Raw genomic sequence first — 14445 nt, 5'->3', positions numbered from 1 at the left:
CCCGCTTACTTCCACAACGCGCAGCGCGATTCCTGCTTGGTCCCGAACGCCTGTTCGCCCGGAATCGTCGCGAGCACCTTGTAGTAATCCCACGGCTCCTTCGATTCAGCAGGCTTCTTCACTTCCATCAGGTACATGTCGTGAATCATGCTGCCGTCCGTGCGGATGTAGCCCTTCGCGTAGAAGTCGTTGATCTTGATCTTCTTCAGCTCGGCCATCACCTTGTCGGAATCGGTCGTGCCGGCAGCCTGGACCGCCTTCAGGTAGGTCGTGACCGACGAGTAGTCGGCCGCCTGCAGGCTCGACGGCATCTTCTTCATCTTGCCGAAGTAGCGTTGCGCCCACTGGCGCGACGCCGCATCGCGGTTCCAGTACCAGCTGTCGGTCAGCACGAGCCCCTGCGTCGTCTCGAGGCCGAGGCTGTGCACGTCGTCGATGAACATCAGCAGCGCGGCGAGCTTCATCGTCTTCGTGATGCCGAACTCCTTCGCGGCCTTGATCGAGTTGATCGTGTCGCCGCCCGCGTTCGCGAGGCCGAGGATCTGCGCCTTCGACGCCTGCGCCTGCAGCAGGAACGACGAGAAGTCCGACGCGGACAGCGGGTGACGCACCGTGCCGAGCACCTGCCCGCCGTTCGCCTTCACGACATCCGACGTGTTCTTCTCGAGCGCCTTGCCGAACGCGTAGTCGGCGGTCAGGAAGAACCAGCTCTTGCCGCCCTGCTTCACCACCGCCGAACCGGTGCCCTTCGCGAGCGCCATCGTGTCGTATGCGTAGTGGACCGTGTACGGCGTGCACTGCTCGTTCGTCAGCGTGTCGGCGCCCGCGCCGATGTTGATGTAGACCTTCTTCTTCTCGCCCGCGACCTGGTTCATCGACAGCGCGGTGGCAGAGTTCGTGCCGCCGACCAGCAGGTCGAGCCCGCCGCGGTCCATCCATTCGCGCGCCTTCGACGCGGCGATGTCGGCCTTGTTCTGGTGATCGGCATAGACGACCTCGATCGGCTTGCCGAGCACCTTGCCGCCGAAATCGGCGACCGCCATGCGGATCGCCTCCAGGCCGCCCTGCCCGTCGATATCCGCGTAAAGCCCCGACATGTCGGTGATGAAGCCGATCTTCACGGTATCCGCGGCCTGCGCGGCGCCGGTGGTGAACGCGGCGGCCGCGAGCGCGAGACAGGCGTGTGCGAGGGTCTTCATTTTCATTGACGTCTCCTGTTGTTCTGATGCGTTGTGGTTGTTCGAAGCCGCCACGGCTAGCGGCGAGAGAGACGGGGCGGCGTCACACCCCGAGCAGGTCGTGCAGGGTCGGCATCTTGCTTTCCAGTTCGGCCGCCTGGAAATGTTCGACGATGCTGCCGTGCTCCATCACGTAGAACCGGTCGGCGAGCGGCGCCGCGAAGCGGAAATTCTGTTCGACCATCACGATCGTGTAGCCGCGCGCCTTCAGCGCGACGATCATCCGCGCCAGCGACTGCACGATCACCGGCGCGAGGCCTTCGGAGATCTCGTCGAGCAGCAGCAGGTTCGCGCCGGTGCGCAGGATCCGCGCGACCGCGAGCATCTGCTGCTCGCCGCCGGACAGCCGCGTGCCCTGGCTCTGCCGGCGCGATGCGAGGTTCGGGAACATCGCGTAGATCTCGTCGATCGACATCGCGTGATCGCGCGGCCCGATCGGCGGCGGCAGCATCAGGTTCTCCTCGCACGACAGGCTCGAGAAGATCCCGCGCTCCTCCGGGCAGTAGCCGACACCGAAATGCGCGATGCGGTGTGTCGCGAGGCCGATCGTCTCGTTGCCCGCGACCTTGATCGACCCGCTGCGGCGGCCTGTGAGGCCCATGATCGCGCGCAGCGTCGTCGTGCGGCCCGCGCCGTTGCGGCCGAGCAGCGTGACGACCTCGCCGCGATGCACCGTCAGGTCGACACCGTGCAATATGTGGGATTCCCCGTACCAGGCCTCCAGGCCCGTGATCTCCAGCGCGGGCGTACCGCTTTCGACGCCGCTCAATTCGCGTTCCTCCCGTTCGCTGTGCTTCATGCGTGCGCCCCCGCGAGCGCCGCGTCGGCGCTGCCCATGTAGGCTTCGATGACGAGCGGATTCTTCGACACTTCCGCATACGAGCCTTCGGCCAGCACCTCGCCGCGCTGCAGGACGGTGATCGTGTCGGAGATGCCCGCGATCACGTTCATGTTGTGCTCGACCATCAGGATCGTGCGGCCGCTCGCGACCTTCTTGATCAGTGCGGTCACGCGATCGACGTCCTCGTGGCCCATCCCTTGCGTGGGCTCGTCGAGCAGCATCAGCTCGGGCTCCATCGCGAGCGTGGTCGCGATCTCCAGCGCGCGCTTGCGGCCGTATGCGAGTTCGACGGTCGGCACCTGCGCGAAATCGGTGAGGCCGACCTGCGTGAGCAGATCCATCGCACGGTCGTCGAGCCGCTTGAGCGTGCGTTCGCTGCGCCAGAAATGGAATTCGGTGCCGAGCGCGCGCTGCAGGCCGATGCGCACGTTCTGCAGTGCGGTCAGGTGCGGAAAGACGGCCGAGATCTGGAACGAACGGATGATGCCGCGCCGCGCGACCTGCGCGGGCCGCTCGTCGGTGATGTCGATCCCGTTGAAGACGATCTGGCCGGCCGTCGGCGTCAGGAATTTGGTGAGGAGGTTGAAGCAGGTCGTCTTGCCCGCGCCGTTCGGTCCGATCAACGCATGGATCGCACCGCGACGCACACGCAGGTTCACGCCGTTGACGGCCGTGAAACCCCTGAATTCCTTGGTCAGTCCGCGTGTTTCCAGAATCGTGTCGCCGAGAATCATGTTCCCTTCCGTACGAAGTCAGGCGAAGCACCGGGAAGATTCGCGCGAAGCGGCCGCGAAACACGTCAGCGGATGAGCAGGCTGCCCCGGGCGCCGTGTTACGCCTCGAGGGTGGTCTCCCGCGCCGACGCGTATGCACACTGCGCCACATTGTCTCGCCGTTGGTGCAGTGCAATCATCGGGATTTGCACTTATAGGGCTGGCCGCCATGTCGCACGCGGCTGTGCACGGTTTTTCGCCACGTTTTTTTGACACGTGCATCATCGACCGTTGCCTCTTCGCGCGGCGCGGCAGGCACTCAACACGAAAGCCGTGCGACTGCACGGCTTGCATGGATCTTGCCGGTGAAGCGACGCAATCGACACGATCGGCACCGGCAGCTTGTTTCGCATATCGAATCAGCGGGCGTCATCATGACGGCCCGCTGTCGTGCGTGTCAGCGTTCCGTCACGCGGCCGTCGCCGCGGGCTCCGTTCGCACCGTCGTCGCTTCGCGCGCCGCGCGGCGATCGGCACGGATCATGTCGCTCGCGCGCTCGGCGATCATCAGCGTCGGCGAATTGGTATTGCCCGATGTAATGAAGGGCATCACCGACGCATCGACGATCCGCAGCCCGGCGATCCCTCGTACGCGCAGCCGGCTGTCGACGACCGCACGCTCGTCGTCGGCCCGCCCCATCCGGCAGGTGCCGACCGGGTGGAAGATCGTCGTGCCGACGGCGCCCGCCGCGTCGATCAGCTCGGCTTCGCTGCGGTACTGCGTGCCGGGCAGGATCTCCTCAGGCCGATAACGCGCGAGCGCCGGCGCGGACGCGATCCGGCGCGTGAGGCGCAACGCGTTCGCGGCGACGTGGCGATCGTGGTCGGTCGCCAGATAGTTCGGCGCGATTGCGGGTGCGACACCCGGATCGGCGCTCGCGACATGCACGCTGCCGCGCGACGTCGGCCGCAGATGGCACACGGACGCCGTAAATGCATTGAAGCTGTGCAGCGGCTCGCCGAAACGTTCGAGCGACAGCGGCTGCACGTGGTATTCGAGATCGGGGCGCGTGAGTGCCGGATCGTCGGGATCGGATTTCGCGAATGCGCCGAGCTGCGACGGCGCCATCGACATCGGCCCGCGCTGCAGCAACGCATATTCCGCGCCGATCATCAGCTTGCCCCACCAGTGCGCGGACAGCGTGTTGAGCGTGCGCACGCCTTCGACGCGAAACGCCATCCGCAATTGCAGGTGATCCTGCAGGTTTTCGCCGACGCCCGGCAGATCCTGCACGACGTCGATGCCGAGCGCCTGCAGCCGCCGGCCGTCGCCGATGCCCGACAGTTCGAGCAGCTGCGGCGAATTCACGGCGCCGGACGTCAGCAGCACCTCCGCGCGCGCCCGCGCAACGTAATCGGTGCCGCCGCCGCGATATTCGACGCCGACCGCGCGCCGCCCGTCGAAAATCACGCGCTGCGCGTGCGCGCCGGTGATCACGGTCAGGTTCGGGCGCGCCATCGCGGGGCGCAGGAACGCCTTCGACGTATTCCAGCGCACGCCGCGCTTCTGGTTCACCTCGAAATAACCGACCCCGGAATTGTCGCCGCGGTTGAAGTCGTCGGTTGCCGGGATGCCCGTCTGCTGCGCGGCCTGCGCGAACGATTCGAGGATCTCCCAGCGCAGCCGCTGCTTCTCGACACGCCAGTAACCGCCCGCGCCGTGTGCGTCGCTCGCGCCCGCATGGTGATCCTCGCTGCGCTTGAAGATCGGCAGCACGCTGTCCCACGACCAGCCGGCGTCGCCGGTTTCCTGCGCCCAGCTGTCGTAATCCTCGCGCTGGCCGCGCATGTAGATCATCCCGTTGATCGACGAGCAGCCGCCGAGCACGCGGCCGCGCGGATACGACAGTGCCCGGCCGTTGAGCGCCGCTTCGGGTTGGGTCTTGTACAGCCAGTCGGTGCGCGGGTTGCCGATGCAATACAGGTAGCCGACCGGGATGTGGATCCAGTGATAGTCGTCCTTGCCGCCCGCTTCGAGCAGCAGCACGCGGATGTCGGGATCCTCGGTCAGGCGGTTCGCGAGCACGCAGCCCGCGGTGCCCGCGCCGACGATCACGTAGTCGAATTCGCCTTCGAGCGTGCGTGGAGTACTCACGGCGTGTCCCCTTCTTCGTTGTTGTGCGCCGCGCGGCGCGGTGCCGCGCGCATTTTCAGCATAGTGCGTCGCGGCCCGCGCTGGCGGCCGCCCGACACGACCGATGAAGCGTACTCCCGCCGCCGGCTGGCGATCCAATGAGTTATGCTGAACTGCGTTATAAGCCGCGCTCATATCACGACGATGGATCTCACCCTGCTCCGTGCGTTCGCGACGGTCGCACGCGAAGGCAACCTGACACGCGCCGCCGTGCAGCTGCACCTGACGCAGCCGGCCGTCAGCCTGCAGATCAAGCATCTGCAGGAAACGCTCGGCGTCACGCTGTTTACGCGCACGTCGCGCGGGCTCGCGCTGACGCGCGACGGCCAGACCCTGCTGCCGCATGCGGAACGCGCGCTCGCCGCGGCCGCCGACGTACAGCGCGCCGCTGCTGCGCTGCGGCACGAGGTGCGCGGCCGGCTGCGGATCGGCACGATCCTCGATCCGGGCTTCCTGCGGCTCGGCGGCTTCCTGCGCGCGCTCGTCGAGACCCATCCGCAGATCGAAACCGCGCTGCGGCACGGGATGTCGGGGTGGGTCATCGAACAGGTGCGCACGCAGGCGCTCGACGTCGGCTACTACATCGGCCGGCCGGGCGAGGACGATCCGCTCGACGGCGCACTGTTCCACACCGTCACGCTCACGCAGTTCGAGTACCGCGTGCTCGCGCCGGCCGGCTGGAAGGAGCGCGTCCAGCGCGTAAACGACTGGCGCTCGCTGGCCACGCTGCCGTGGATCTGGACGCCGCCGGCATCCGCGCACCACCGGCTGCTGTCGCGGCGCTTCGCCGACGCCGGCGCGCAGCCGCTCAAGGTTGCCGAGGTCGACCAGGAGCAGTCGATGCTCGATCTCGTCAAATCGGGCATCGGATTGACGCTCGCGCGCGACTCGACCGCGCTGGCCGAAGCGCACGCGCATGCGCTGACGATCGTCGAACGCGTGACGGTGCCGACCGAACTGACGTTCGTGACGCTCGCCGAGCGGCGCGACGAACCGGCGATCGCGGCGGCGCTGCGGCTGATCGAAGCGCAATGGGCGATATGAGCGGCGCTGATGAAAGTGCGCGTGCCGAGCGTCGGGCATCGGGCGTCGGGCATCCCGCTGCCGGGCACGACACGCGTCATCGCGCCGCACCCCGCCCCTGCCGTCACGCCACCGTCTCCGCGTTTTTGCTAGATTGTGCGTTCGCACACCGCGAGACCCCGATTGAAGGAGACCCGCATGGCCCGCAACATCGAGATCAAAGCCCGCGCCCGCGAATTCGACCAGCTGCGCGAACAGGCGGCCAAACTCGCGACCGAAGCGCCGCTCTTCTATCGGCAGCAGGATTTCTTCTATGACGTGCCGCGCGGCCGGCTGAAGCTGCGCCGCTTCGAGGACGGCACGCCGGCCGAACTGATCTTCTACCAGCGCGACGACCGCGACGGCCCGAAGGCGTCGTACTACACGCGCAGCCCGGTGACGAACCCCGACGCGATGCACGCGCTGCTCGCCACCGCGCTGACCACGCGCGGAATCGTGACGAAGGAACGGCACGTGTACCTGGCGGGCCGCACGCGCATCCATCTCGATCGCGTCGACGGCCTCGGCGATTTCATCGAACTGGAAGTCGTGCTCGGCCCCGACGACGACGAAGCCGGCGGCGAAGCCGAAGCGCACGCCGTGTTCGCGAAGCTCGGCGTGTCGCCGGACGATCTCGTCGCGGTCGCATACGTCGACCTGCTGAACGCCGACACGCAGCCCGAAGCGGCCTGATCCGGCCCTGCGCCGGGGCGGCGCAACCCGCGCCGCCTTCGACCCTGCCGCCCCGCCGCCGTCCTGTCGCCGTGTCAGGCCGCGCCGGGCGCCAGGTGCGCGAGTGGCAGCGCGCCGTTGCGCTTGAAGGTCGTCAGCACGATGTTCGAGCGCACGCTGTCGACGCCCGGCACGCGCATCAGCTTCTTCATCACGAACTGCGACAGCGCGTTCAGGTCGGGCGCGACGATTCGCAGCAGGTAGTCCGCGTCGCCCACCACCGCGTGACATTCGAGCACTTCGGGCAGCACGTCGATCTGCTGCTGGAACTGCTCGATGATCGAATCGCCGTGGTGCTTGAGCTTGAGGCTCGTGAACGCGGTGACGCCGAGCCCGAGCTTTTCGGGCCGGAGCATCACGCGGTAGCCTTCGATCACGCCGGCCGCCTCGAGCCGCTGCAGCCGCCGGCCGATCTGCGACGGCGACAGCGGCACCTCCTCGCCGAGCTGCTGATGCGTCGCGCGGCCGAAGCGCTGCAGCACGTCCAGCAGCGCGAGATCGAAGTGATCGAGTTCCAGCATGAGCATTCTCCGCATTGATTCCTGATTTTATGCGCGATTATCGCATCATCACGCGAATCGACGCCAATATTGCGCCCATTCCGCGCGCAGCCCGCTCTACACTTGCATGGTTCACAACCGCCACGTGCAGAGCCAGATCATGTCCACCGTCGTCACCGCGAAACTGCAGGAGCAGTTCGATGCGGGCCTCGAAACCCGCGCCGATTTCACCATCGACCAGCCGCTCGCGCGATACGGCCAGGTCGACCACGCGGTGTGGAAGCAGCTCTATGCACGCCAGTCGGCGCTGCTGCGCGGGCGCGCGTGCGACGCGTTCGTCGCGGGGCTCGGGAAGATCGACCTGCCGGCCGATCGCGTTCCGTCGTTCGCCGACGTGAACCGCCAGTTGAAGCCGGCAACGGGCTGGGAGATCGTCGCCGTGCCGGGCCTCGTGCCCGACCGCGTGTTCTTCGAGCATCTCGCGAACCGGCGCTTCCCGGTCACCTGGTGGATGCGCCGCCCCGACCAGCTCGACTACCTGCAGGAACCCGACTGCTTCCACGATCTCTTCGGCCACGTGCCGCTGCTGATCGACCCGGTGTTCGCCGACTACATGCAGGCGTACGGCCGCACCGCGCTCGCGGTCGCCGACGACGAAGCAGCGCTGGCGCGGCTCGCGCGACTCTACTGGTATACGGTGGAATTCGGGTTGATCCGCGATCCGCGCGGCACGAACGGCCTGTCGATCTACGGCGCCGGGATCGTGTCGAGCAAGGGCGAAAGCCTGTACAGCCTCGAAAGCGCGGCGCCGAACCGGCTCGGCTTCGACCTCGTGCGCGTGATGCGTACGAAGTACCGGATCGACACGTTCCAGAAGACCTACTTCGTGATCGACGATTTCGCGCAGCTGTTTGCGCTCGCCGACGTCGACGGCCGCGCGCTGGCCGACCGGCTGGCGGCGCTGCCCGAGTTCGCGGCCGGCGCGGTGCTCGATACCGATCGCGTACTGCATCTCGGCACCGGCGAAGGCTGGCCCGACGACGCCGACGCGTGACCCGCGAGCGGGCGCCGATGGTCGCCGGATGGCCGTCCCCGGATGGCCGTCCCCGGATGCCCGTCGCCGGATGGCCGTCCCACAACTATGAAACAATGACCGGTGCCGGCTTCGTCGCGCGGCGCAGCCGCGCGCGGGCGCCGTTACCGAACGAGAGGTGCAAGATGATCCACAAGCTCACATCAGAAGAACGCAAGACCCGGCTCGAAGGCCTGCCGCTCTGGTCGGCCGTACCGGGCCGCGACGCGATCCAGCGCAGCCTGCGCTTCGCCGATTTCAACGAAGCCTTCGGCTTCATGACGCGCGTCGCGATCAAGGCGCAGGAAATGAACCACCATCCGGAATGGTTCAACGTGTACAACCGCGTCGACATCACGTTGTCGACCCACGACGCCGACGGCCTGACCGAACGCGACATCGAACTGGCGCTTTTCATCGACCTTGCCGGCGCGCACGCGAAACCGGCCGCCTGACACTTTCCTCTACCGCCGCGCGTCCTTCGATGCGCGGCGCGTCAACTTTTCATTTCGATGAACGTTTTCTAGGATGTAGTCAGCGAAAGCCTTCAGCTTTCCAAGCCATCCTTAAGGCGCACGTAAGTCTCGTACGCATTCCGTGCCTTGGGGTCCAAACCTTCCAGTTGCAGCGCGCCTTGGCGCTGTACAATCAGCAGCGCATACGGCTTGGAAAGCGCGCTGGCCTCTTCGCAGAGTTTGAGTTCGTCGCCGCTCGACGGCGAGCGGGCGCGCCAGAAATTGATCGCGGCTTCTAGGTCGTTGATCGAAATATCGGACATGATTGGATTTAATCGTTCGCTGGCCGCCATGCTTGATGTCAGGTGTCGCGGCACCCCTGTGGAAACGGCGTCGTGCTGTCCGCGTGCCTGAACCGCCAACCCATTGTACTTGAGCGAACTTCATGCGACTCCTTCTGATCGAAGACGACCGCCCCATCGCACGCGGTATCCAGAGCAGCCTCGAGCAGGCTGGCTTCACCGTCGACATGGTGCATGACGGCATCTTTGCCGAACAGGCGCTGGCACAAAACCGCCACGAACTCGTGATCCTCGACCTCGGCCTGCCGGGCATCGACGGGATGACGCTGCTCACGCGCTTCCGCCAGACCAACCGCCACACGCCCGTCATCGTGCTGACCGCACGCGACGAGCTGAACGACCGGATCCAGGGCCTGAACTCCGGCGCCGACGACTACATGCTCAAGCCGTTCGAGCCGGCCGAGCTCGAAGCGCGCATCCGCGCGGTGATGCGCCGCAGCGGCCCGCACAGCGACATGCCGCGCCCGGAAGTGTCGCTCGGCGGCGTCCGCCTGTCGGGCGTCGATCGCCGCATCTTCAACGACGACAAGCCGCTCGAACTGTCGCCGCGTGAATTCGCGGTGCTCGAAATGCTGCTGCTGCGTCACGGCCGCGTCGTCAGCAAGGCCCAGCTGCAGGATCACCTCACGCACTTCGGCGGCGATCTCGGCGACACCGCGATCGAAGTCTACGTGCACCGCGTGCGCAAGAAACTCGAGCAGTGCCGCGTCGAAATCGTCACGGTGCGCGGCTTCGGCTACCTGCTGCAGGAAATCCGCCAGACGGCGAGCGTCTGAACGGCGGTGCGGCGCACCGGCCGGCCTCGCCCGCCGGCGCGCCCACCCTGCCCGCATCGCCGCCCGGCGTACGACCGCGCCGCTCCCCGTGAGCGGCGCTTATCCATTTGCCCGTCGAAATGTCACCTGATCCGGCTGTGACCACCAGCCTGCGCCGCTCGCTGCTTCGGCGCCTCGCCGCCCCGTTGTCGATGCTCGCACTGATGAGCGGCCTGATCGCCTACTGGCTCGCGTGGCAATACACGCAGCACGTGATCGACCGCTCGCTCGCCGATCTCGCGACCGCCATTTCCAAACAGATCCAGATCGCCGGCCCCGACGCGCCGTTCACGGTGCCGCCGCTCGCGCAGGCGATGTTCTCCGATCCCGCCGAAGCGCTGATCTACCGGATCAGCGACGGCGAACAGGAACTCGCCGGCGATCCGAAGCTGCCGCTGCGGGGCATCAACGTGCGCCGCATGCATCACGCATACGTGTTCGAGGCCGAATACGACAACCGCGCGGTACGGGTCGCACAGGTGCGCGTCGACAACGTCGAGGGGGGCAAGCCGATGGTCGTCGAGGTCGCGCAGCCGGTGCGGCACCGCTACCGGATCGCGGCCGAATTCCTCGTCGCGATCATGATGCCGCTGCTGCTGCTGCTGCTCGCGGGCTGGGGCATCGTGTGGCGCGTCGTCAACCAGCAGCTCGGCCCGCTCACGCATCTGGCCGATTCGCTGAACCGGCAGACCCACACGTCGCTGGAACCGGTCGACGAAACCGAGGTGCCGCTGGAAATCCGGCCGCTGACGAGCGCGATGAACGCCCTGCTCGGCCGCCTGAAAACCGCGCTCGACGCGCAACGCAAGTTCATCGCCGACGCCGCGCACCAGTTGCGCACGCCGCTCACGGCCGTGAAGCTGCACGCGGAGCAAGCGGCCGTTGCACGCGACCCGCACCAGACCTTCGCCGCGGTGCGCGAGCTGCGCGCGGCCGCCGACCGCGCGGTGCGACTGTCGAACCAGTTGCTGTCGCTCGCTCGCGCGGAACCGGGCGAACAGGCCGCGCGGTTCGTCGACGTCGACCTCGCGGCGATGGCATTCGAGACGGGCGCCGAATGGGTGCCGCGCGCACTCGCGTCGCACGTCGACCTCGGCTTCCAGCGTACCGACGATCCGGGTGACGACGAGAAGCTGGTCGTGCGCGGCAACCCCGTGCTGTTGCGCGAGGTGATCGCGAACCTGCTCGACAATGCGCTGAAGTACGTGCCGCTCGCGCGGCCGGACGGTGCGCGGATCACGGTGAATGTCGCGCGCGGTGCGCTCGAGGGCGGCCAGCCGGCCGCCGAGATCGTCGTCGAGGACAACGGCCCCGGCGTGCCCGCCAACCAGCAGGCCGACCTGTTCAAGAGATTCTTCCGCGGCGACGCGCAAAACGGCAACGGCGTCGAGACGGGCGCCGGGCTCGGCCTCGCGATCGTGCACGACATCATCGCGATGCACGGCGGCACCGTATCGTACGAGGATGCGTCGGAAGGCGGCTCGCGCTTCGTGGTGAGGGTGCCGCTGGCTGCACGCACGGACAAGCCGGCCAGCGAAACCCCGGCCGCCGAGTCGACGCACTGAGCGATTCGCGGCGGGCGGCCCCTGGCCGGGCCGCGCGCCGGATGACGAAGGCGGAAAACCCGGCAGCAAGCCGCATGATGCGGCAGCCGGGCGCTGAAACGGCAACGGCAACGCACGATGCGCCGCCGCCTGCGTCACTTCCTGTTTTTCTTGTCCTTCGAACGGGACTCGGACTTGCCGTCCTTCTTGTCCTTCTTCTTTTTCTTCTTGCCGCCGTCGTCGGGCGTCGCGAGCAGCGTGCCGCGGCACGACGTTGCGCCGCAATGGCACGCGTATTCACGCTTGAGCGACTTCGTCAGCTTCGCGTCGATCACGAGGCCGTAGTCGTAGAACAGCTCCTCTTCCGGCCCGATGTCGCGCAGCGCGTGGATGTACACGCGGCCTTTGACTTCCTCGGCTTCGCAGTTCGGTGCGCACGAGTGGTTGATCCAGCGCGCGCTGTTGCCGTCGATCTTGCCGTCGATCACCCCGCCCTCGTCCAGTGCGAAGTAGAACGTATGGTTCGGTTCGCTCGGGTCGTGCGGATGGCGACGCAGCGCTTCCTTCCACGAAATTCGTTCGCCCTTGTATTCCACTACGCGCTCGCCGGCCTTGATCGGCGCCACGGCGAACACGCCCTTGCCGTGTACTCCCGAGCGGCGCACCGCGATCCTGCGTGAACTCATCGACCGAATCCTTGTGAAAACGACTTGAATGGGGGCGGCCGCGATCGCGGCCTCGCGCCGCGCAAAACGAAAACGCGGCACCGGTCGGTGCCGCGTCGGGGCATGCGGCGAATCACCCGCATCCTACACGTTCACGATTGCTTCGTTCAACATCACACGCAATATTGCGCGTGCGATGCTCAACGCTGGCCGAAAGCGACGTCGCCGAACAACGCCTTGTGCTCGCGCGGCTGCGAACGCCAGTACTGCGGCGGCGCCGTCACCTGCGCACCGAGCTCGGCCGCCGCGTGCCACGGCCAGCGCGGGTCGTACAGCATCGCACGCGCCATCGCGACGAAATCGGCATCGCCGGCCTCGATCAGCCGGTTCGCATGCGCGGGCTCGTTGATCAGCCCGACGGCAACCGTCGGCATACCGACCGCACGCTTCACCGCCTGCGCGAACGGCACCTGGTAACCGGGCGACAGCGGAATTTTCTGCAACGGCGACACGCCGCCGGACGACACGTCGATCCAGTCGCAGCCGCGGCGCTTCAGTTCGTGCGCGAACGCGATCGTATCGTCGAGCTCCCAGCCGCCTTCGACCCAGTCGGTGGCCGACACGCGCACGCCGACCGGCCGGTCTTCCGGAAACGCCGAGCGCACGATCTCGAAGATCTCGAGCGGAAAGCGCATCCGGTTTTCGAGCGAGCCGCCGTATTCGTCGGTGCGCTGGTTCGCGAGCGGCGACAGGAACTGGTGCAGCAGGTAGCCATGTGCCGCATGCACCTCGATCGCGTCGATGCCGAGCCGAGCGGCACGCTTCGCCGAGGCCGCGAACGCTTCACGGATCCGGTTAAGGCCGGCGGCATCGAGGGCGAGGGGCGGCGTCTCGCCGTCCTTGTGCGGCACCGCCGACGGCGCGTGCGGCAACCAGCCGCCGTCGGCGACCGGCACGAGCTGACCGCCCTGCCACGGCACGTTGCTCGACGCCTTGCGCCCCGCGTGCGACAACTGCATCGCGACGCGGATCGGCGAATGCTTGCGGATCGCGGCCAGCACGGGCTTCAGCGCGGCTTCGGTCACGTCGTCCCAGAGGCCGAGGTCGCCATGCGTGATGCGCCCGTCGGGTTCCACCGCGGTCGCCTCGATGCAGAGCAGCCCCGCGCCCGACAGCGCGAGATGGCCGAGGTGAATCATGTGCCAGTCGGTCGCTTCACCGCGCTCGGCCGAATACTGGCACATCGGGGAGATCACGATCCGGTTCGGAAGAGTCACGCCGCGCAGCGTGAACGGGGAAAACAGCGCAGTCATGGAGGCCGCTCGCCAGGAAAGGAAAGAGCGAACGAGCGTAGCACGCAGGCCGCAAGCGTGCTGACGGCGCGTGCGGCAGTAAGCGGATGGTCAGGTACGGCCCGAGGCGGGTTGCCGGCGACGCGGCAAACCGCGCGCATACGGCGATGCGCCGGCCTGCAACGGACGCGGGCCGGGCAACCGCTTCGCGGCAAACGGCGGCGCCGCTTGCCGCGTCAGAGCCCGACGCCGTCGAGCCACTCCGCGAACATCCGTCGCGCGGCCGCCTCGAGCGCGGGGCCGTGCTGCGCGGTATCGGCGCGCAACTGGCGCGCGTCGATGCCGGGCGTGGCCGCGATTTCGCCGGCGTTGGCGATCAGCCACGGTTCGAAGCGGTCGGTGCGGATTTCCGGATGGCATTGCAGCGCCAGCACGTGCTGGCCCCACGCGAATGCCTGGTGGCGGCAGGCCGGTGTCGACGCGAGATGAATCGCACCGCCCGGCAGGTCGAACGTGTCGCCATGCCAGTGCAGCATCGACGTCGCCGCGCCATCGAGATGGCGCAGCGGCGATGCGCGGCCGGCATCGGTGAGCGTCAGCGGCGCCCAGCCGAGTTCGTGCTGAGCGGCCGGGTAGATGCGCGCGCCGAGCGCCCGGGCGATGAACTGCGCGCCCAGGCAGATGCCGAGGATCGGCAGCCCGGCGTCGATGCGCGTGCGCACGAGCGCCGCGAGCGGCGCGATCGTCGGATACTGCGCGTCGTCGTACACGCTGAGCGGCCCGCCGAGCACGACGAGGAGCGACGGTTCGAGTACGTCGAGCACCTCGAAGCGCGATGACCCGACGTCGACGTAGCGCACCCGCCGCCCCCGTTCGCCGAGCACCTGCTCGAAGCTCCCGAGATCCTCGAAGTGCACGTGGCGGATCGCCACGACTTCAGCGTTCATCATCGGCCTCCCGG

The 14445-nt window shown here is 67.4% G+C and carries 15 protein-coding genes; 6 read left to right on the top strand and 9 right to left on the bottom strand.

Translation table 11 applies throughout. The annotated features are described in order from the left end of the window. Positions 1-5 precede the first annotated feature (5 nt). The 4 genes from VK92_RS04485 to VK92_RS04470 all read right to left on the bottom strand — a co-directional run bounded on the left by VK92_RS04485 (position 6) and on the right by VK92_RS04470 (position 4946). Positions 6-1205 carry an ABC transporter substrate-binding protein gene (locus tag VK92_RS04485; protein ID WP_048023983.1) on the bottom strand — a complete coding sequence of 400 codons (1200 nt, stop codon included), beginning with the start codon at positions 1203-1205 and terminating at the stop codon, positions 6-8. A gap of 76 nt (positions 1206-1281) precedes the next feature. Then, positions 1282-2037: an ABC transporter ATP-binding protein gene (locus VK92_RS04480; protein ID WP_048023984.1), complete on the bottom strand. Its 756-nt coding sequence runs from the start codon at positions 2035-2037 to the stop codon at positions 1282-1284. Beyond that, complete coding sequence (locus tag VK92_RS04475) at positions 2034-2813, bottom strand: ABC transporter ATP-binding protein (protein ID WP_021160426.1); 780 nt, start codon at positions 2811-2813, stop codon at positions 2034-2036. Before VK92_RS04475 ends, VK92_RS04480 begins: the two co-directional genes overlap by 4 nt. 447 nt (positions 2814-3260) lie before the next feature. After that, the gene (locus VK92_RS04470) at positions 3261-4946 is read right to left on the bottom strand and encodes a GMC family oxidoreductase (RefSeq protein WP_048023985.1); all 1686 of its coding nucleotides are present in this window, start codon (positions 4944-4946) and stop codon (positions 3261-3263) included. 183 nt (positions 4947-5129) lie between these two features. Here VK92_RS04470 and VK92_RS04465 point away from each other — a divergent pair, with 183 nt between their 5' ends. Continuing rightward, on the top strand, positions 5130-6029 hold the full coding sequence (locus VK92_RS04465) for a LysR family transcriptional regulator (protein ID WP_042975630.1): 900 nt from the start codon (positions 5130-5132) through the stop codon (positions 6027-6029). Between the two features lie 177 nt (positions 6030-6206). Next, positions 6207-6740, top strand: a complete 534-nt coding sequence (locus VK92_RS04460) for a class IV adenylate cyclase (RefSeq protein ID WP_048023987.1) — start codon at positions 6207-6209, stop codon at positions 6738-6740. A gap of 74 nt (positions 6741-6814) precedes the next feature. Here the strand turns inward: VK92_RS04460 and VK92_RS04455 are convergent, their stop codons facing one another. Further along, the gene (locus tag VK92_RS04455) at positions 6815-7300 is read right to left on the bottom strand and encodes an Lrp/AsnC family transcriptional regulator (protein ID WP_006408082.1); all 486 of its coding nucleotides are present in this window, start codon (positions 7298-7300) and stop codon (positions 6815-6817) included. Between the two features lie 139 nt (positions 7301-7439). On the opposite strand from VK92_RS04455, the gene phhA reads away from it, so the two are divergent. Together phhA and VK92_RS04445 are read left to right on the top strand one after the other, a co-directional pair. Continuing rightward, a complete protein-coding gene (gene phhA, locus VK92_RS04450; RefSeq protein WP_048024051.1) occupies positions 7440-8333 on the top strand; it encodes a phenylalanine 4-monooxygenase in 894 nt (297 codons plus the stop codon). Between the two features lie 95 nt (positions 8334-8428). Beyond that, complete coding sequence (locus VK92_RS04445) at positions 8429-8806, top strand: 4a-hydroxytetrahydrobiopterin dehydratase (RefSeq protein ID WP_255221837.1); 378 nt, start codon at positions 8429-8431, stop codon at positions 8804-8806. A gap of 92 nt (positions 8807-8898) precedes the next feature. Here VK92_RS04445 and VK92_RS04440 read toward each other — a convergent pair whose 3' ends face one another. Then, on the bottom strand, positions 8899-9129 hold the full coding sequence (locus tag VK92_RS04440; RefSeq protein ID WP_021160419.1) for a DUF3717 domain-containing protein: 231 nt from the start codon (positions 9127-9129) through the stop codon (positions 8899-8901). Between the two features lie 122 nt (positions 9130-9251). Here VK92_RS04440 and VK92_RS04435 point away from each other — a divergent pair, with 122 nt between their 5' ends. Both VK92_RS04435 and VK92_RS04430 read left to right on the top strand, forming a co-directional pair. Further along, positions 9252-9944, top strand: a complete 693-nt coding sequence (locus VK92_RS04435) for a response regulator (RefSeq protein WP_006401494.1) — start codon at positions 9252-9254, stop codon at positions 9942-9944. A 119-nt stretch (positions 9945-10063) separates the two neighbouring features. After that, positions 10064-11548: a sensor histidine kinase gene (locus VK92_RS04430; protein ID WP_048023988.1), complete on the top strand. Its 1485-nt coding sequence runs from the start codon at positions 10064-10066 to the stop codon at positions 11546-11548. Positions 11549-11682: 134 nt separating this feature from the next. On the opposite strand, the gene VK92_RS04425 is transcribed toward VK92_RS04430, so the two are convergent. The 3 genes from VK92_RS04425 to VK92_RS04415 all read right to left on the bottom strand — a co-directional run bounded on the left by VK92_RS04425 (position 11683) and on the right by VK92_RS04415 (position 14431). Continuing rightward, the gene (locus VK92_RS04425; RefSeq protein ID WP_042975626.1) at positions 11683-12213 is read right to left on the bottom strand and encodes an SET domain-containing protein; all 531 of its coding nucleotides are present in this window, start codon (positions 12211-12213) and stop codon (positions 11683-11685) included. A 179-nt stretch (positions 12214-12392) separates the two neighbouring features. Beyond that, positions 12393-13505 carry an NADH:flavin oxidoreductase/NADH oxidase gene (locus VK92_RS04420; protein ID WP_048023990.1) on the bottom strand — a complete coding sequence of 371 codons (1113 nt, stop codon included), beginning with the start codon at positions 13503-13505 and terminating at the stop codon, positions 12393-12395. Positions 13506-13720: 215 nt separating this feature from the next. Further along, positions 13721-14431, bottom strand: a complete 711-nt coding sequence (locus VK92_RS04415) for a glutamine amidotransferase (protein WP_048024053.1) — start codon at positions 14429-14431, stop codon at positions 13721-13723. Positions 14432-14445 lie beyond the last annotated feature (14 nt).

The sequence above is a fragment of the Burkholderia sp. LK4 genome (genome assembly GCF_001043615.1).
Taxonomy (GTDB): Bacteria; Pseudomonadota; Gammaproteobacteria; order Burkholderiales; family Burkholderiaceae; genus Burkholderia; species Burkholderia cepacia.
This window is presented reverse-complemented; position numbering and strand designations above follow the sequence as displayed.